Origin of the sequence: Kribbella sp. C-35, from assembly GCF_046549195.1 — a bacterium.
GTDB lineage: Bacteria > Actinomycetota > Actinomycetes > Propionibacteriales > Kribbellaceae > Kribbella.
In genome coordinates, this window is the sequence record NZ_JAJPWG010000007.1 from 195,815 (window position 1) to 212,687 (window position 16,873).

Below are 16,873 nucleotides of genomic sequence, written 5' to 3' on the forward strand. Positions count from 1 at the left end.
CGTCTGACGACTCTCAGTATGGTCGGACCCGCCCTGGTGCTGTTCGTCGTCATGCTGGTCGTCCCGGTCGGTCTGTCGCTCTACCTCAGCCTGACCGACTGGGACGGCTACAGCGCGAACCCGGCGTTCGTCGGCCTGAAGAACTACGTCAGCCTGACGCACAGCGCCGAGGCGATCCGGGCGGGCTGGGTGACGCTGCTGATCGCGGCTGTCGGCACTGTCCTGCTCAGCGTGTTCGGACTCGGGCTCGCCCTGCTGGTGAACGGTGCGTCCCGGCTGAACGCGTTCTTCCGCATCGTGCTGTTCTACCCGCACGTGCTGAGCGCACTGGTCGTCGGCTTCCTGTGGAGCGCCGTGCTGGGTACGTCGGGTGTCGTCAACGGCTGGCTCACGTCGAAGGGCGCCGAGGTACTGCCGTTCCTCTCCGACCCGAAGTGGGCTCTCGCGAGTCTGATCGCCGTACTGGTGTGGGCCGGGTTCGGTGTGAACGTAGTGCTCTACCTGGCCGGGCTGCAGACGGTGTCGAAGGACCTGCTGGAGGCGGCGCGCATCGACGGTGCCTCGAAGCGGCAGACGTTCTGCAACGTCACGCTGCCCGCACTGGCACCTGTGGTGACGGTGAACCTCGTGCTGTCGCTCGTGACGCTACTGAAGACGTACGACCTCGTGGTGTCGCTGACAGGTGGTGGCCCGGCCGGGTCCACCCAGACCGCGGCGTACCTGATCCTGTGGGACTCGTTCCACAACAACGCGCTCGGGTTCGGCTCGGCGCAGAGCGTCGTACTGATGGTCATCACCGCAGGTCTCGCCCTGACTGTCGCCCGGCTACGAGCGCGTGCTGACCGAGGGGTGCAGGCATGAGCGCGCTCCGGATGCCACGGGTGGCCAGCGTGCAGTTCAAACCCTTCAAAGCAACGGGCTGGGGACGGATCGCGTTCCTGGTCGTGACCAGCGTGCTGATGCTGGTGCCGATGTACCTGCTGATCGTCAGCGCGTTCAAGTCGCAGCAGGACATCCTGGCGCACCCGTTCTCGCTGTCGCCCGACCAGCTGACCACGGAGTACCTGCGGAAGGCCGCGACGAACCCCGACTTCAACATCCTCAAGGGGTACGCCGTCACGATCCTGTTCGTGGTGTCGGTGAACGTGCTGTCCGTGGCGCTGGCCGGCCCGGTGTCGTACGTGATCGCGCGGCGCGGCGAACGCCGGTACCGGATGCTCCTGCTGCTGTTCGTGGCCGGGACGTTCATCCCCAGCCAGGTGCTGGTGATCCCGGTCGTCTACACGCTGAAGTTCCTCGGGCTGATGGGCACGATCCCCGGGTTCGTCCTCTTCGAGACCACGCTCACGCTGCCGTTCTCGATCTTCCTGTACGCCGGCTACATCATGACGATCCCGGCCAGCCTTGACGAGGCGGCCGCGGTCGACGGGGCCGGTCAGCACCGGGTGTTCTGGTCGATCGTGTTCCCGCTGATGAAACCGGCCGTGGTGACGATGGTCATCCTGAACACCTTCTCGGTGTGGAACGACTTCGTGAACCCGCAGATCATCCTCGGCCCGGGCAGCGGTCTCTACACCGTGACGACCGGCGTGTACGCCGCGGTGAGCCAGTACTCCACCGACTACACGGTGGTGTTCCCGACGCTGCTGCTCGCAGTGGCTCCGTTGCTGGTGGTCTTCGTGCTGCTCCAGCGGCACGTGATCAGCGGCCTGACCGCGGGAGCGACCAAGGGATGACGACAACAACCGTTCTTGCCGAGACCCCGGTCGGCGCGCCGCCGGCCTGGGCGATCATGCAGCGGCGCCTGTTCGACGTGATGGACGAGGGCTGGTGGCTGTTCCGCGAACGCTACTGCCTCCCCGACGGCAGTCTGCGGTACGCCGGTCCGGTGCAGAGCCGCGACGGTGCGGACGACTTCTACGAGGCCTTCGTGAACTGGCCGGTGCTCTACCAGCTCGGTGGCGCGGACGACCTGATCGACGTGTCGAAGTGGCACTGGGAGGGCGTCACCCGGCAGCTGACCGACCTGGGATTCCTGGTCGACGAGTTCGAGCGTGGGTACGACTGGTTCCACATCGGCGAGTCGATGATCTTCTTCTACTCGCTGTGCGCGGCCGACCCGACGGACGAGGTGTTCCGGGAACGCGCGTACCGGTTCGCCGAGCTGTATCTCCCCGGTTCGCCGGCCGCCAACTACGACCCGGCGACCCGCACCATCCGCGCACCGCACAACGGCGCCGGCGGTCCGCGGTGGGGCATCAACGACGAGTGGCGGACGTTCGGCGCGAACCAGGAGCGGATGCGGATCTTCGGGTTGCCGCTGTCCGGCGTACCCGGGATCAGCGGTTGGGACGATCTGAAGGACCCGGTGAACGCGGACCTGATGGGTGCGGAGATGATCCGCCGACTCGGTGCTGGTGACACCGCAGTCAACCTGGCCGCGACGACGCTGACCGCGAACGCCTGGCTGTACGACCACAGTGACCGGTTCGCCGCGTGGACCCTGGAGTACCTGGACGCGTGGGAGGAGCGGGCCAAGGCGAACGGCGGTCTGCTGCCCGACAACGTCGGCCCGAACGGCATCGTCGGCGAGCTCCACGACGGCCGCTGGTACGGCGGCAAGTACGGCTGGAACTGGCCGCACGGTGTCTACAGTGTCGGCTCGGCCGCCTGCGTCGCAGCGTTGAACGGCGTCGTACTCACGGGTGACTCGAAGCGGCTGGACTTCGCACGGCAGTTGCTGGACCACCTGTACGAACGTGGCGTCAGCGGTGCCGTCGACGAGACCGACATGAGCATCCGGGACCGGTGGCAGGCAGAGCTGGGCGACGACTGCGCCAACCCGACGTTGCTGATCCCGAACCGGCACAGCGACGACGGGTGGTTCGACTACCAGCCGCCGCAGCTGGGACTGCCGATGTGGTTGTGGCAGGCAGCCTTTGAAACCCCCGACCGCGACCGGCTGAGCAAGCTGCGTGAGCGCAGCGGCTACGACTGGCGGACGGTCCGCGACTTCCGCAACAAGGAGGACGCCGGTCACGAAGCGCCTTGGCTCGCCTACCTCGCCGGAGACAACCCCGGCTACCCGGAGGCGATGCTGGGTGTCGCACTGTCGCAGGTGCAGCGCCGGATGGACCTGATGGCCGTGGACACCGTCGACCCGGCCGAGATGAACATCCACCACTGGCAGCGGCACAACCCGGTCGCCACCGAGGCACTGCTGCAGCTGACCACAGGTACGCCGCAGCTGCTCTACAACGGCGGTCTGCTGCCACTGCGCTTGCTGTACCTCGACGCGGACCGCGGCCGTCCCGGTCTGCCACCTGACGTCGCCGCACTGGTCGACACGGTCGAGCCGGACCGCACCGGGCTGCAGCTGGTGAACCTGTCCGCGACGCAGACCCGCCGAGTCGTCGTACAGGCCGGGAGCTTCGGCACGGACCGGATCGACGAGGCGACCGTGTCGACCGCGACGGGTGAGTACCCCGGCCCGTCCCCGGCGTACACCTCGACCCCGCCGACCGCCGGCAGCCGCACTGTCGTTGTCGGCGGCAACAGACTCGAAGTGACGATGCCGCCTGGCCGGACCATCCGGCTGGATCTGCGGCTGACCAGAAACATCTATCGCGCCGCCCATCTGGCGCTTGACTGAGGAGACATATGAGCAGCACGGAACAAGCTCCGGTGACGCCGGTCTGGGACCTGCCGGTGCGCGGCGACACCCCGCCGGCACCGGACCCCGGCCTGGTGGCGCGGCTGTCCGAGATCGGGTCGGCCACCGCCTGCGCCCGGTTGCACAACCAGGGCATCCGCCGGACCTTCGTCGACGGTCCGACCAGCATGTTCCCCGGCAAGAAGGTGGTCGGCCGGGCGCTGACCCTGCAGTTCATGCCACAGCGTGAGGACATCGCCGACGGGCAGACCCAGGAGTACATCGAGCGCAGTACGGCGCTGTGGGCCGTGCTCGACGAGATCCAGCCCGGCGACGTCCTGGTGGTCCAGGCGTACGGCAGCCACACCACGGGCTGCTTCGGCGACATGCTGGTCCGCTACTTCAAGCTCCGCGGCGGGGCCGGCATCGTCGTCGACGGCCGGATCCGCGACGTACCGCGGGTGTCGCAGCTCGACGTCCCGATCTGGTCCACCGGAGCCACCCCGCACTACGCGTCCCAGTCCGAGCTGTTCCCGTGGGCGTACAACGTCCCGGTGGCGGTCGGCGGCGTACTGACGCTGCCGGGGGACCTGGTGCTCGCCGACGACGACGGTGCCGTCGTCGTACCCCGTCGGCGTGCGGAGTCCGTCATCCAGGCGGCCGCCGAGCACGACGAGTGGGAGAAGTTCAGCCGGCGCCGCATCGACGAAGGCGCCCCGTTGCGTGACTACTACCCCCTGACCGAGAAGACCCGTCTCGAGTACGAGCGCTGGCGCAGCCAGAACGGCAACGCCGGCGACTGATCCCTCCGAGGAGAGGACCCCGCCCAAAATGTCCAGAAGAACCAGGCGTACGGCGCTCAGCGTCGGCGCCGGGGTGGTCGCGGCTGCCCTGGTGACCGTCGCGGCCCTCCAATTCAACGCCCAAACTGCCGGTGCGGTCGACTGCAGCAACTTCTGGGTCGCCCCCGATGGCAACGACTCCGCGAAGGGCACCGAGAACAGCCCGTGGAAGAGCGTGACCCGGGCCCGTGACGAGATCCGGAACAAGCACCTCAACGACCGGATGAACTGCGACATCACCGTCAACCTCAAGGCCGGTAACTACCCGGTCGCGTCCACGATCGACCTGAACGAGCAGGACTCCGGCAAGAACGGCCACCGGGTCGTGTACCGCAGCGTCGACGGCCCCGGCAAAGCGCAGCTCCAGGGCGCCGAGGAGGTCACCGGCTGGACGCCGACCGAGAACGGCATCTACAAGGCCAAGTTCGACGCGTCCAAACCGTTCTACACGCTGTTCGAGGACGGCAAGCGAGCCACGAACGCCCGCTACCCGAACCGGGGCAGTGACGACACGTGGTCGCCGTACATGACGTCGATCCTCTACGAAGAGGACAAGATGGACGTCCACAACTGGCTGTGGGGCAAGCCTGGTGACTGGGACCCCAGCTGGGACATGAGCCAGGCGTCGGTGACGATCTGGTCCGGTGGCTCCTGGTCGTGGTTCACCGACACCATTCCGCTGCTGGACACCAACTTCAAGAAGACGCAGACCACGCTGAAGTACTGGACCCGGTACGCGATGGTCAACAGCCGCGGCGGCTCCCGCTACTACTTCCAGAACTCGCTGAGCTTCCTGGACCAGCCGGGTGAGTACTACGTCGACAACAAGGCCGGTGAGGTCTACTACAAGCCACGCGCCGGCAGCATGGACGGCGTCAAGGTACTGCGGCCGACCGTGAAGACCGTGCTGAACCTGGCCGGCAAGTCACCGCAGGACCGGCTGCACGACGTCACGTTCGACGGCATCGGTGTGCAGTACTCCGACTTCGTCAGCTGGTACCGCAACGGCTGGGTGGCCGGCGGCGACGCGGGTGTCGAGCACAAGTACCCGGAGTACGACCGGCAGATCGAGATGCCGCGGAACCGGTTCGGCGCGATCACGCTGACCAACACGAGCAACATCGACCTGAGCCGGCTGCACCTGTCCGACTCCGGGTTCACCGGCATCTACCTGCTGTTCGCCAACGACCACACCAGGATCACCGACAGCCTGCTGGAGAACATCGGTGCCGACGGCATCAAGGTCGAGGGCGGCTGGCCGGGTGAAGGCGACCTGAGCAACCACCACACGATCTCCAACGTGTTCATCGACCACATCGGCGAGCTGGTCCCGGGCGACTCGGCAGGCGTCGAGCTGATGGACACCGGCAACAACACGATCCAGAACGTCGAGGTGAAGCACAGTGCCCGCTACGGCATCAGCCTGGAGTCGCGGCCGGAGGTGAAGGACGGCGACCAGTACGCCAGCGGCAACACGTTCAAGTACATCAAGCTCGAGGAGATGGGCCTGGACAGCGGCGACATGGGCGCGTTCTACACGTACGGCGTCGACAACCAGGAGCCGCACCCGGTGCAGAACACCGTCGACCAGCTGGTGATCGGTGACGTCATCCCGGACCCGTCGATGCCGGACGCCGGCGGAACCCGTGGCGTGCACATGGACGCCGGCGGGTGTGGGTTCGCGTTCAGCAACGTGCAGGTCGGCCACGTGACGGACCAGAAGTACCAGTCGTACCAGTGCAACCAGGTGACGAACGCCGACTGGGTCGAGGGCTTCGACGCGTCGAAGATGGAGTACGACAAGATCGGCGTACTGGCCAGCTTCCCGTACGACGTGACGGGCCGGTGAACCGGATGAAGCTGCTTGGCGGAGCGGTCATCGGTGTAGCGCTGGCGGTCATCGGCGCCGGCTCGGCCCTGGGCGCCGGGCCGCAGCAGGACGCCGCCGCGTGTGACGGGTTCTGGGTGTCGCCCGACGGCAACGACTCTGCCGCGGGGACGCAGCGGAAGCCCTGGAAGACCGTCGAGCATGCACGGGACGCCTTACGGATCAGGGCGCACGCTGGCTGCAACACGGTGGTGAACTTGAAGGCCGGGACATACCAGGTCGACAAGACGATCACCTTCGATGACCGCGACTCCGGCGTCACGTACCGGAGCGCGGACGGGCCGGGCAAGGCCGTCTTCGAAGCGGGGCGGGAGGTGACCGGCTGGACGCCGTACAAGGACGGCATCTTCAAGGCGCCGGTCGACATCAGCCAGCCGTTCTACAGCCTGTACGCCGACGGCAAGCGCGCTACGACGGCCCGCTACCCGAACCGGGAGTCCGACGACAAGTGGGCGCCGTACCTGCGGTCGATCCTGTTCGACCCGACCAAGGAAGCGGTGCGCGACCAGCTCGGGTTCAACACCGGTGACATCGACCCGTCCTGGGATCTTCGGCTCGGTACGTCGTGGCCCGCGCAGGTGACGGTGTGGTCGGGTGGTTCGTGGTCGTGGTTCACCGACACGATCCCGATGCTCGACATCAACTTCACGAAGAAGCGGACCACGCTGGTGTACCCGGCGCGGTACGGCTTCATCAACTCCGGCGGCGGCTCGCGGTACTACGTGCAGAACTCGCTCAGCCTGCTCGACCAGGCGGGCGAGTACTACCTGGACTACCCGGCGAAGACGCTCTACTACAAGCCGGCCGGCGGTACCATGGACGGCGTCACCGTCTACCGGCCGACACAGACGCAGGTGTTTTCGATCGAGGGCGCGTCCCCGAACCGGCGGGTGGAGAACCTGACACTCGACGGCCTGACGATCCAGCACACCGACTTCATGGACTGGTACCGGTACGGCTGGAACGGGACGGGTGACTCGGGCGTCAAGCACAAGTACCCGAAGTACGACACCCAGATCGAGCTGCCCCGGAACCGGTGGGGTGCGATCACGCTCACCAACACGCGCGGGGTGAAGCTGACCGGGCTGCACATCCAGCAGACCGGGTTCACCGCGATCGAGTTGCTGTTCGCGAACGAGAAGACCACGGTGTCGGACAGTCTGCTCGAGCATCTCGGCAACGACGGCATCAAGATCGAGGGCGGCTGGCCTGGCGAGGGTGATGTTGCCCATGACAACACGTTCACCAACAACTACATCCATCACCTCGGCGAGCTGGTGCCCGGTGACTCGGCCGGCGTCGAGATCATGAACAGCGGCGGCAATCTCGTGAGCCATACGGTGGTCGAGCATGGCGCCCGGTACGGCATCAGCATCGAGTCGCGGCCGGAGATCCCGAACGCGGACAACTACACCGGCGGCAACACGGTCAAGTTCGTCCGGCTGTCGCATCTGGCACAGGACAGCGGCGACACCGGTCCGTTCTACGCGTACGGCGTCCGCAACGAGCCGCCGTACACGCCGGACGCCTCCGTGTCGCAGCTGATCATCGACGACGCGAACGCCGATCCGTCGATGCCGGACGCGAAGCCGTACGGCGTGCACATGGACTTCGGCGGCTGCGGGTTCGCGTTCTCGGACATCCAGGTCACGAACACCGAGAGCGACCCGTACCACGGGCCGTCGGCCGGGCCGTGTGACACGTTCGCGAACGTGAGCTGGGAAGCCGGGTTCGACGACTCCAAGATGCAGTACGACCGGATCGGCGTACTGCCGTCCTTTCCCTACGAGAAGCCCTGAGAGTTCATGGACACCGAAAGGTTTGCTGGCAAGGTCGCGCTGATCACCGGAGGAGCCTCCGGGATCGGCGCGGCCACCGCCCGCCGGATCGCCGCCGAGGGCGGCACGGTCATCATCTGCGACCGCAACCGAGCAGCCGCAGAGGAGCTTGCCGCGGAGATCGGTGGATACGCGTTCGAGTTGGACGTCACTGACCTGGAACGGACGCTTGCGGTGGTTGATGAGGTAGGCGTCGTGGATGTGTTGGTGAGTGCAGCGGGCGTGGACGTGTGCGACACGGTGCCGAAGACGAGCCCCGACGAGTGGCGGACGATTCTGGATGTCGATCTGACCGGTGTCTACAACTCGTGCCGGGCTGTCCTGCCGCGGTTCGTCGCGCAGGGTGGCGGGGCAATCGTGACGATCTCGTCGGCGATCGGGACGGTGGGGGAGCGGAACAGGTCGGCGTACTGCGCGGCGAAGGCCGGTGTGGAGAACCTGACCCGCGCGATGGCCCTCGACCACGGCCCGGCCGGCGTCCGCGCGAACTGCGTGGCGCCCGGCCTCATCGACACACCGCTGATCCGCAACGGCAAGGTCAGCGGCGCGGACGATCCGGGCGCGATGCAGGCGATGGTCGACCGGCATCACGCGCTCGGCCGGATCGGGCAGCCGGCCGAAGTGGCGGCAGCGATCGCGTTCCTCGCCAGCGACGACGCGTCGTTCATCACCGGCGCGATCCTGCCGGTCGACGCGGGCTGGACGGCGCAATGAACATCCTGGGCGGATACCGAGTACTCGACGTGTCGGTGGCGATGGCCGGACCGCTGGCGGCGATGCGGCTCGGCGACCTCGGCGCGGACGTGGTCAAGGTCGAACCGGTCACCGGCGAATGGCAACGGCACACGGCCGCCGGCGGCGCGACCGGCAACAAGGTCAACGCGTCCTTCCTGTCGCTGAACCGCAACAAGCGCAGTCTGGCCGTCGACCTCAAGTCCGACGCCGGCCGCGAGCTCCTGTATGAGCTGGTGCGCACAGCGGACGTGTTCCTGCAGAACTACCGGCCCGGAGTGGCTGCACGCCTCGGCCTCGACTACGACACCCTGCGCGCACTGAAGCCCTCGCTGGTCTACGTGTCGATTTCTGGGTACGGCGAGAGCGGTCCGTACGCCGAGTGGCCAGGACAGGACCTCCTGGTGCAGGCGATGAGCGGTGCGCTGTTCAGCGCCGGCCGACCGGACGAACCGCCCGTCGCTGCGCCGTACTTCCTGGCCGACGCGGTCACGGCGTACAGCGCGTTCGAGGGTGTGCTGGCCGCTCTGCTGCATCGGGAGCGGACTGGTGAGGGACAGCTCGTCCAGGTGAACATGCTGGACGCGGTGATCGCGCTACAGATGCAGGAGCTGTCGGTGCACACCGTTGGCGGCGTACCGCAGACGCGGTCCGAGGAGGTGCACGCGCACAGCTACATCCGTGCGCCGTACGGAATCTTCACCACCGCGGACGGGTACATCTCACTGGCATTTGCGAACCTGCCTGTGCTGGCGGAGGTACTGGACGCGCCACAGCTGGCTGGACTCGACGCAGAGCGGGACGGGTTCGCACGGCGCGACGAGATCGCCGCTGCGGTGTCTACGGCGCTCCGACGTGAGTCGACCGAGCACTGGATGCTCAAGCTGCGTGAGCGGGGCGTGTGGTGCGGTCCGGTGCTCTCGTACGACGACGTGCGCACGGACCCGCAGGTGCTGCACAACGAGTCGTTCGTGACGTACGAGCACCCGACCGAGGGCACTGTGACGACACCCGGGTTCCCGTACCGCTTCAGCCGCACGCCTCCCGACGTACATCGCCCTGCTCCGCTGGTCGGTGAGCACACCGATGAGCTCCTGGCAGAGCTCGGTGTGTCACCGGCGAAACGACAGGCGTTGCTGGAGCAAGGCGCGGTATCCCAGTGACGGCGGACGGGCAGGTCCGCTTCGAGCAGGACGGGTACGTCGGCGTGCTCACGCTGGACCGTCCCGCGAAGCTCAACGCGGCGACCCGGTCGATGAGCGCCGCGCTGCTCGAGCTCATCCCACGCATCGACGACGACCCGTCGATCCGCGCGGTCGTGGTGACCGGAGCGGGCGAGCGGGCTTTCTCGGTCGGCAGCGACATCGGCGAGCTCGACCGGTACGACGGCCCGTGGCACTTCCGGAACCGGCGGGACTACTGCGACGCGCTGCGCTCGTTGCGGACGCCGGTGATCGCGGCGGTCAACGGATACGCGTACGGCGGCGGACTGGAACTGGCGCTGTCGTGCGACATCCGGCTGGCCTCGGCGATCGCGAGCTTCGCGGCAGCGGAGATCAAGCTCGGGTGGATCGGCGGCGGGGGAGTGACGGCACTCCTCGCGGCATCGGTGCCGGCGAGCGATGCGGCGATGATGCTGCTCACCGGCGACCCCATCGACGCGGTCGAGGCGCTCCGCATCGGGCTGATCAGTGAGATCGTGGACCCAGAGGACCTGTTGCCGACCGCAACCGAGTTGGCGCATCGGATCGCCGCACGCCCACCGGTCGCGGCCGCCGCGGCGAAGGCGAACCTGCGCGCGGCCTGGTCCATGGGGCTGGAGGCCGCCATTCAGTACGAGCGCGAACTGCAGGCCGTTGCCCTCGGCACCCGTGACGCTGCCGAAGGACGAGCGGCCTTCGCGGAACGACGTACCGGAATCTTCGAGGGACGGTGAACCATGCCTGCTGAGATCGCACCGGGAATCCACCGGCTGGCGACCGACTACCCGCACGTGTGCGGATTGCCGCTCTGGCTGCACGTGATCGACGCCGGCTCCGAGCTGGTGCTGCTCGACGCCGGCATCGCGTCCACACCCGAATCGTCGACAGCGCCCGAGCTCGCCGGCCTGGGGCTCGGGCTGTCCGATCTCACCCTGGTCGTCAACAGCCACGCGCATCCCGATCACATGGGCGGCAACGCCGTACTGCGGAAGCACAGCGGAGCAAGGTTTGCGGCGCCCGCGTTGGAGGCTGGGTGGCTCGAGGACAACGAGCGGCTGCTGACCGAACTGTGGGGCTCGGATCCCGACGCGCTAGATCTGTCGGAGACCGAGCGGACCGAACTGCTGGACATGCTGGACGAGCGGGTCCGGATCGACGTCCTGCTGCGCGACGGGGATCGCCTTCCCGGTGAGCGGCCGTTGCAGGTGATCACGACCAGCGGCCACAGTCCCGGGCACATCGCCATACTCGACGAGACCTCGCGGACCCTGTTCACCTTCGACGACGTGCAGGGCCGCGGACGTCCCTTTCTCGACAGCGAACTTTGGTTGGCGCCGCTCTACACCGACGTCATGCGGTATACCAACGGGCTGACGCGACTGTTGGAACTCGACTTCGACGCGCTCGTGCCGTCTCACGGCGACGCGATGGACGCGACCGCCGGCCGGAAGCTGATCGAGGAGAGCCTCGAATGGGTCGCCGGCGTCGACGAGCTCACTGCCGGGCTGCTACGGAGCAAGGGTTCGCTGACTGTCCGTGACCTGGCCGATGCCATCGGCACCGAGTTGGGTGCGTACGGCGGTATCAATCTGCAGACCGTCCGGATGGCCCGGGCGCACCTCGAACACCTGGCCCGTCGCGGCGGCGCCGAAACCCGCTGGCACCACCCTGCCTGACCGGTTTCCGACAGACACTCCGAACAAAGCTGCGTGACACCCCAAGACGCGACACAGTCGGACAAAGGAGAACGGAAAGCGTTCTCCAATCGTGGGGGGCTACGACCTGGGAGTGTCGCGTGGCTCAAACAGAACGAATCCCCAGCCGACAGACCACGGCCGGAAAACCGACAGGCTCCGGACCGCCGGGCGCCGTCACGGAGAGTAGATCCGCGGCGCACGCGGCGAGCAAGCCGTTGTCCTGGTGGGCGCGCGCCCGGCGGGACAAGATCTTGCTGCTGATGGCCCTGCCCGGGCTGACGCTGCTGCTGGTCTTCCACTACCTGCCGCTGCTCGGGAACCTGATCGCATTCCAGGAGTACCTGCCGTTCGTGCCGCTCGGCCGCAGCGCGTGGGTCGGGCTGGAGAACTTCGCGGTGATCTTCAACGGCGACGCGGAGTTCCTGAACGCACTCAAGAACACGCTGCTGATCACGCTGGTCCAGGTGATCTTCGTGTTCCCGGCGCCGATCGCGCTGGCGCTGCTGCTGAACAGCCTGCTGTCCGAGCGGATCAAGCGGGTCGTGCAGTCGGTGCTGTACCTGCCGCACTTCCTGTCCTGGGTGATCGTGATCGCGATCTTCCAGCAGGTCCTCGGCGGCAGCGGACTGATCAACAACTTCCTGCGCTCGCACGGGATGAGCGCGATCGACTTCCTCGGTAACCCGGACGGCTTCATCGCGCTGCTCACCAGCCAGGTGATCTGGAAGGACACCGGGTGGGGCACGATCCTGTTCCTGGCCGCGCTGACGCAGATCGATCCGGGGCTGTACGAGGCCGCGCGCGTCGACGGCGCGTCCCGCTGGCGGCAGTTGTGGCACGTCACGGTGCCCGGGATCCGCGGACTGATCATCCTGCTGCTGATCCTGCGGCTCGGCGACTCGCTGACCGTCGGGTTCGAGCAGATCGTCCTGCAGCAGAACCTGGTCGGGAGACCGGCGAGCGAAGTCCTCGACACGTACGTCTACAACAACGGCGTACTGGCCGGCCAATGGGGTGTTTCCGCCGCGGTCGGTTTGGTGAAGGGTCTGGTCGGCGTCGCCCTGGTGATCGGCGCCAACAAGATCGCCCACATCTTCGGTGAGGCGGGGGTGTACAAGAAATGAGCACCATTCAGAGAGGGATCGACGACGGTCCGGGGACCACGACCCGGGCGGTGAAAGGCGTCGTACTGCTCATCTGCTGCGCGGTCGTGATCATCCCGTTCATCGGCGTGATCTCGACCAGCATCGCGAGCCAGCAGCATGTCACGAACTCTGGTGGGTTCGTGCTGTGGCCCGACGGGCTGAATCTGGACGCGTACAAGGCGATCTTCAACGGCGGCGTCGTACAGCGGGCGCTGCTGGTCAGCGTCGTGATCGCCACCTTCGGCACGCTGATCAGTCTGGCCGGCTCCACGATGCTCGCGTACGCGCTCAGCCGGCCGGGGTCGTTCGGGCAGCGGCCGATCCTGCTGATCGTGCTGTTCAGCCTGTTGTTCAGCCCGGGCCTGATCCCGAACTACCTGGTGGTGAAGGAGTTCGGGCTGCTCGACTCGTTGCTGGCGCTGATCCTGCCGACGGCGATCAGCGGGTTCAACGTGATCGTGCTGCGCTCGTTCTTCATGGGCATCCCGGACTCGGTGCTGGACTCGGCCCGGATCGACGGCGCCGGCGACTTCCGGATCTTCTGGTCGATCGTGCTGCCGCTGTCGAAGGCGGTGCTGGCGGTCGTCGGGCTGTTCTACGCGGTCGGGTACTGGAACGCGTTCTTCAACGCGATGCTCTACATCAACGACACCGCGAAATGGCCGTTGCAGCTGGTCTTAAGGACGTACGTCATCAACAACACCGAGCTGAGCGGTGGTGATCTCGGCGGCGCCTCGGCCGACCAGCTGCCGCCGCAGGAGTCGATCCAGATGGCGATCCTGGTGGTGTCGCTGGTGCCGATCCTGATCGTGTACCCGTTCCTGCAACGGCACTTCGCCAAGGGCATGCTGACCGGGGCGGTGAAGGGATGACCGGGATCAGCAGAAGGACCCTCCTCGGTGGATCGCTGGCTGCCGCGGCGGTCGGCCTGAGCGGCTGCTCCACCGTGACCAGGTCGACCGATATCGCGGCGTTGAACAAGCCGGTCGCGCTCCCGACGTACAAACGCTTCGACGGCCCGAAGCCGGACCTGCCCCGCAGCCACCCGCTGATGCCGGACTGCTTCTACCGCTTCCCGGAGCATCCGGCCCGGGTCACCGACGGCGTACCGGCTGACGGCAGCGACCTGTCCGGGTCGGTGCCGACGTCGAACCCGATTCCGCCGACCGCCGATCGCAACCCGTACTGGCAGGAGCTGAACCGGAGAATCGGTTCGCCGCTGTCGCTGACGATCACCTCGGCCACCGGCACCGATTTCACCAACAAGTTCGCGACCTCGGTGGCCGGAGACACGCTGGGCGATCTGTTCAACGTCGACGGCAAGTTCCCGTATCTGCCCCAGTTCCTCGAAGCCCGGGCCCAGGACCTGACCGAGTACCTGTCCGGCGACGCGATCCTGGAGTACCCGTTCCTGGCCAACCTGTCACCGGACTCCTGGCGCGGCTGCGTGTTCTCCGGCGGTATCCGGGCGGTCCCGATCCAGCGCGGCGTCATGTCGTCCACCTTGCTGCTGGCCCGGCAGGACCTCCTCGATCAGTTCGGCGTCGAACTCGGCTCACCCGGCGTGGACGAGTTGAACGCGCTGGCCAAGGCGGTGACGGACCAGAAGAAGAACCGGTGGGCGTTCGCGGTCCCGCCCGACGCGGCGCTGAAAGCGATGCTGGGGTTGCCGAACCTCTGGGAGGTTCGCGACGGCCGCCTCGTGCACAGCCGGGAGCTCCCGGAGCACAAGGAGATGATCGCGATCACCGCGAAGATGCAGGCCGACGGGCTGATCCATCCCGACGGGGTGGCGAAGAACAACCAGAAGGTCTGGTTCAGTCAGGGCTCCGCGGTGATGACCCAGGACACCTACTCGTCCATCCAGAGCTTCTACCGGCGCGCCGTGACGAAGAACTTCGCCATCTCGCTGCCGGTTGTCCGGGACAGCGCCGGGAAGGTCGGCCGATTCCTGCTGGGTTCGCCGAACAACTCGATCTCGGCGATCAGGCCCAGCTCGCCGGAGCGGACCAAGATGCTGTTGCGGGTGCTGAACTGGATGGCCGCGCCGTTCGGCACCGAGGAGTACCTGTTCCGGAAGTTCGGCCTGGCTGGGCGTCACTACACGCTGAAGGGCACCGACCCGGTCCTGACCGAGGCCGGCAGCAGTGAGGTCTGTCTGGGCGAGTTCCCGATCCAGTACCTCGCCGACGGTGGATATCCGGTCTACTTCCCGGGTCATCCCGAGGCGGTCGATGTCGCGTACAACCACCTCAAGACGATCCTGCCGACCGCGATCCTGCAGCCGACGTACGGGCTCTACTCGTCGACCGACTCGACGAAGGGCAAGGTCGCCGACAAGGACTTCGACTCGCTCACCAAGGAGATCCAACTCGGCCGCTCCGATCTGTCGGACTGGGACAAGGCGGTCGCCAACTGGCGCAAGTCGACCGGCGACGCGATCCGCCACGAGTACGAAGAAGCACTGTCCGCCAAGGGCCGGAAGTAGCCCGAGGCAACGACTGAACCGGGCACGCGCGCCGGGGTCTGTGAGCAAGCAATCGCCTGTTCACAGACCCCGGCGGTTGTCCCCGGTTACGTGCAGCGCAGGGTGTCGAGGTTGGGGGCGTCGCCCATCGCCTGGTTGCCGGCGTCGTTCGGGTGCAGGCCGTCGCCGCCGTCGTACGCCGCTGCAAGCCGGGACGGGTCCGCCGGGTCGCGCGTGGCCGCGTCGAAGTCGGCTACGCCGTCGAACTCGCCGCTCGTGCGGATGAACGTGTTCACCGCCTGCCGGATCGCCTCCTTCTCGGGCGTGTACACGAACGAGCTACCCATCGGCGTCAACGTTCCGCCGACGATGCAGCGTCCGGACGCGTGGACCCGGGCGATCAACTGCCGGTACCCGGCGAGCAGCTGCTCCGTCGTCGCGCCGGCGTAGATGTCGTTGATCCCCTCCAGCACCAGCACCGTCCGTACGCCGGGCTTCGTCAACACGTCCTTGTCCAGCCGGGCCAGTGCGCTCGCCCCCGCACTGCCCGCCTTGGCGACCCCGCCGAGCACGCGGTTCCCCGAGATGCCCTCGTTCGAGATCGCCAGCCGTCGCGGTTCCGGCAGCTTCGCGTACCGGGCCGCCAGGATGTCCGGCCAGCGCCGGTTCGTGTCGATCGTCGTACCGACCGAGGAGGTGATCGAGTCGCCCAGTGTCGCGACGGTCTCCACCGGCCGCGGCACCTCGACGATCGCGGCGTTCAGGAAGTACCACGCCGAGGACTCCGTCTGGTACGCCGTACTCGACTCGTCGGCCGCGTGATCGCCGGACGTCGACTTGTAGCTGTGCTGCATCGCCCGGTTGTGCGCGGTGATCACGCCCGTCGTCCCGACCACATGCAGGCTGACCGTCAGGCTCGTCAGCGCCGGCACCACACCTGGCAGCGGGTCGCTGATCGCCATCGCACCCGGCGGGATCGTCACCGTCGTACTGCCACTGAACGTCAACCGGCGGCTCGACCCCGGCACCACGGACGCGCCGCTGTCCTGCCGCCCGACGTACACCGAGTCCGACACCAGCGGCTGGTCGCCGTTCGCGTTGGAGATCCGGATCCGCAGGTCCTTCCCGCCCACCGACGTCCGCAGCACGTTCCGCACCGTCATGTCACTCAACGACCCACCGGCAATGTCGTCCGCCGCACCCCAGGTCGTCACCAGAGCACCTCCGCCACCTCCTCCGGTCGTCGCCGCCTCGTCAGGTGCGGCCGCCACCAGACCCGCCGCACCCACCGCCGTCACCAGCAAACTCGCGCCCATCCGGCGCCACGAAAGGTTCATGGCCATCAAGTCACCCCCGAATAGACATGTGTGCAATCGTTTGCACAGATTTCGTCGCCGAACGGTCAGCACC

The 16,873-nt window shown here is 67.1% G+C and carries 14 protein-coding genes; 13 read left to right on the forward strand and 1 reads right to left on the reverse strand.

Annotated features, from left to right (window positions below):
• Window positions 1-18 precede the first annotated feature (18 nt).
• The 13 genes from ACLJOO_RS38475 (at window position 19) to ACLJOO_RS38535 (ending at window position 15,484) form a co-directional block, all read left to right on the forward strand.
• Entirely contained in the window at window positions 19-861 is an 843-nt protein-coding gene (locus tag ACLJOO_RS38475; protein WP_410792754.1) for a carbohydrate ABC transporter permease, read from the forward strand.
• On the forward strand, window positions 858-1,736 hold the full coding sequence (locus ACLJOO_RS38480; protein ID WP_410792755.1) for a carbohydrate ABC transporter permease: 879 nt from the start codon (window positions 858-860) through the stop codon (window positions 1,734-1,736). The genes ACLJOO_RS38475 and ACLJOO_RS38480 overlap by 4 nt, the downstream gene beginning before the upstream one ends.
• Window positions 1,733-3,652, forward strand: coding sequence for a hypothetical protein (locus ACLJOO_RS38485; RefSeq protein ID WP_410792756.1), 1,920 nt, complete (start codon window positions 1,733-1,735; stop codon window positions 3,650-3,652). The genes ACLJOO_RS38480 and ACLJOO_RS38485 overlap by 4 nt, the downstream gene beginning before the upstream one ends.
• Window positions 3,653-3,660: 8 nt before the next feature.
• Window positions 3,661-4,455 (forward strand): hypothetical protein, encoded by a 795-nt coding sequence (locus ACLJOO_RS38490; RefSeq protein ID WP_410792757.1) that lies wholly within the window; start codon window positions 3,661-3,663, stop codon window positions 4,453-4,455.
• Window positions 4,456-4,483: 28 nt separating this feature from the next.
• Window positions 4,484-6,343, forward strand: coding sequence for a right-handed parallel beta-helix repeat-containing protein (locus tag ACLJOO_RS38495; protein ID WP_410792758.1), 1,860 nt, complete (start codon window positions 4,484-4,486; stop codon window positions 6,341-6,343).
• A 5-nt stretch (window positions 6,344-6,348) separates the two neighbouring features.
• Complete coding sequence (locus ACLJOO_RS38500; RefSeq protein WP_410792759.1) at window positions 6,349-8,181, forward strand: right-handed parallel beta-helix repeat-containing protein; 1,833 nt, start codon at window positions 6,349-6,351, stop codon at window positions 8,179-8,181.
• A 6-nt stretch (window positions 8,182-8,187) separates the two neighbouring features.
• Window positions 8,188-8,934, forward strand: coding sequence for an SDR family NAD(P)-dependent oxidoreductase (locus tag ACLJOO_RS38505; RefSeq protein ID WP_410792761.1), 747 nt, complete (start codon window positions 8,188-8,190; stop codon window positions 8,932-8,934).
• Window positions 8,931-10,115 (forward strand): CaiB/BaiF CoA transferase family protein, encoded by a 1,185-nt coding sequence (locus ACLJOO_RS38510; protein ID WP_410792763.1) that lies wholly within the window; start codon window positions 8,931-8,933, stop codon window positions 10,113-10,115. Before ACLJOO_RS38505 ends, ACLJOO_RS38510 begins: the two co-directional genes overlap by 4 nt.
• Complete coding sequence (locus ACLJOO_RS38515; protein WP_410792765.1) at window positions 10,112-10,888, forward strand: enoyl-CoA hydratase/isomerase family protein; 777 nt, start codon at window positions 10,112-10,114, stop codon at window positions 10,886-10,888. The genes ACLJOO_RS38510 and ACLJOO_RS38515 overlap by 4 nt, the downstream gene beginning before the upstream one ends.
• Window positions 10,889-10,891: 3 nt before the next feature.
• Window positions 10,892-11,830 carry an MBL fold metallo-hydrolase gene (locus tag ACLJOO_RS38520; protein WP_410792767.1) on the forward strand — a complete coding sequence of 313 codons (939 nt, stop codon included), beginning with the start codon at window positions 10,892-10,894 and terminating at the stop codon, window positions 11,828-11,830.
• A 119-nt stretch (window positions 11,831-11,949) separates the two neighbouring features.
• The gene (locus tag ACLJOO_RS38525; protein ID WP_410792769.1) at window positions 11,950-12,975 is read left to right on the forward strand and encodes an ABC transporter permease; all 1,026 of its coding nucleotides are present in this window, start codon (window positions 11,950-11,952) and stop codon (window positions 12,973-12,975) included.
• Window positions 12,972-13,868, forward strand: a complete 897-nt coding sequence (locus ACLJOO_RS38530; RefSeq protein ID WP_410792771.1) for a carbohydrate ABC transporter permease — start codon at window positions 12,972-12,974, stop codon at window positions 13,866-13,868. The genes ACLJOO_RS38525 and ACLJOO_RS38530 overlap by 4 nt, the downstream gene beginning before the upstream one ends.
• The gene (locus tag ACLJOO_RS38535) at window positions 13,865-15,484 is read left to right on the forward strand and encodes a hypothetical protein (RefSeq protein WP_410792772.1); all 1,620 of its coding nucleotides are present in this window, start codon (window positions 13,865-13,867) and stop codon (window positions 15,482-15,484) included. The genes ACLJOO_RS38530 and ACLJOO_RS38535 overlap by 4 nt, the downstream gene beginning before the upstream one ends.
• 86 nt (window positions 15,485-15,570) lie before the next feature.
• Here the strand turns inward: ACLJOO_RS38535 and ACLJOO_RS38540 are convergent, their stop codons facing one another.
• Window positions 15,571-16,806, reverse strand: a complete 1,236-nt coding sequence (locus tag ACLJOO_RS38540) for an SGNH/GDSL hydrolase family protein (protein ID WP_410792774.1) — start codon at window positions 16,804-16,806, stop codon at window positions 15,571-15,573.
• Window positions 16,807-16,873 lie beyond the last annotated feature (67 nt).

Bases quoted from the DNA above. Each gene is read 5' to 3' on its own strand.
- ACLJOO_RS38475 (WP_410792754.1), top strand. From the start codon at position 19: ATGGTCGGACCCGCCCTGGTGCTGTTCGTCGTCATGCTGGTCGTCCCG.
- ACLJOO_RS38480 (WP_410792755.1), top strand. From the start codon at position 858: ATGAGCGCGCTCCGGATGCCACGGGTGGCCAGCGTGCAGTTCAAACCC.
- ACLJOO_RS38485 (WP_410792756.1), top strand. From the start codon at position 1,733: ATGACGACAACAACCGTTCTTGCCGAGACCCCGGTCGGCGCGCCGCCG.
- ACLJOO_RS38490 (WP_410792757.1), top strand. From the start codon at position 3,661: ATGAGCAGCACGGAACAAGCTCCGGTGACGCCGGTCTGGGACCTGCCG.
- ACLJOO_RS38495 (WP_410792758.1), top strand. From the start codon at position 4,484: ATGTCCAGAAGAACCAGGCGTACGGCGCTCAGCGTCGGCGCCGGGGTG.
- ACLJOO_RS38500 (WP_410792759.1), top strand. From the start codon at position 6,349: ATGAAGCTGCTTGGCGGAGCGGTCATCGGTGTAGCGCTGGCGGTCATC.
- ACLJOO_RS38505 (WP_410792761.1), top strand. From the start codon at position 8,188: ATGGACACCGAAAGGTTTGCTGGCAAGGTCGCGCTGATCACCGGAGGA.
- ACLJOO_RS38510 (WP_410792763.1), top strand. From the start codon at position 8,931: ATGAACATCCTGGGCGGATACCGAGTACTCGACGTGTCGGTGGCGATG.
- ACLJOO_RS38520 (WP_410792767.1), top strand. From the start codon at position 10,892: ATGCCTGCTGAGATCGCACCGGGAATCCACCGGCTGGCGACCGACTAC.
- ACLJOO_RS38530 (WP_410792771.1), top strand. From the start codon at position 12,972: ATGAGCACCATTCAGAGAGGGATCGACGACGGTCCGGGGACCACGACC.
- ACLJOO_RS38535 (WP_410792772.1), top strand. From the start codon at position 13,865: ATGACCGGGATCAGCAGAAGGACCCTCCTCGGTGGATCGCTGGCTGCC.
- ACLJOO_RS38540 (WP_410792774.1), bottom strand. From the start codon at position 16,806: ATGGCCATGAACCTTTCGTGGCGCCGGATGGGCGCGAGTTTGCTGGTG.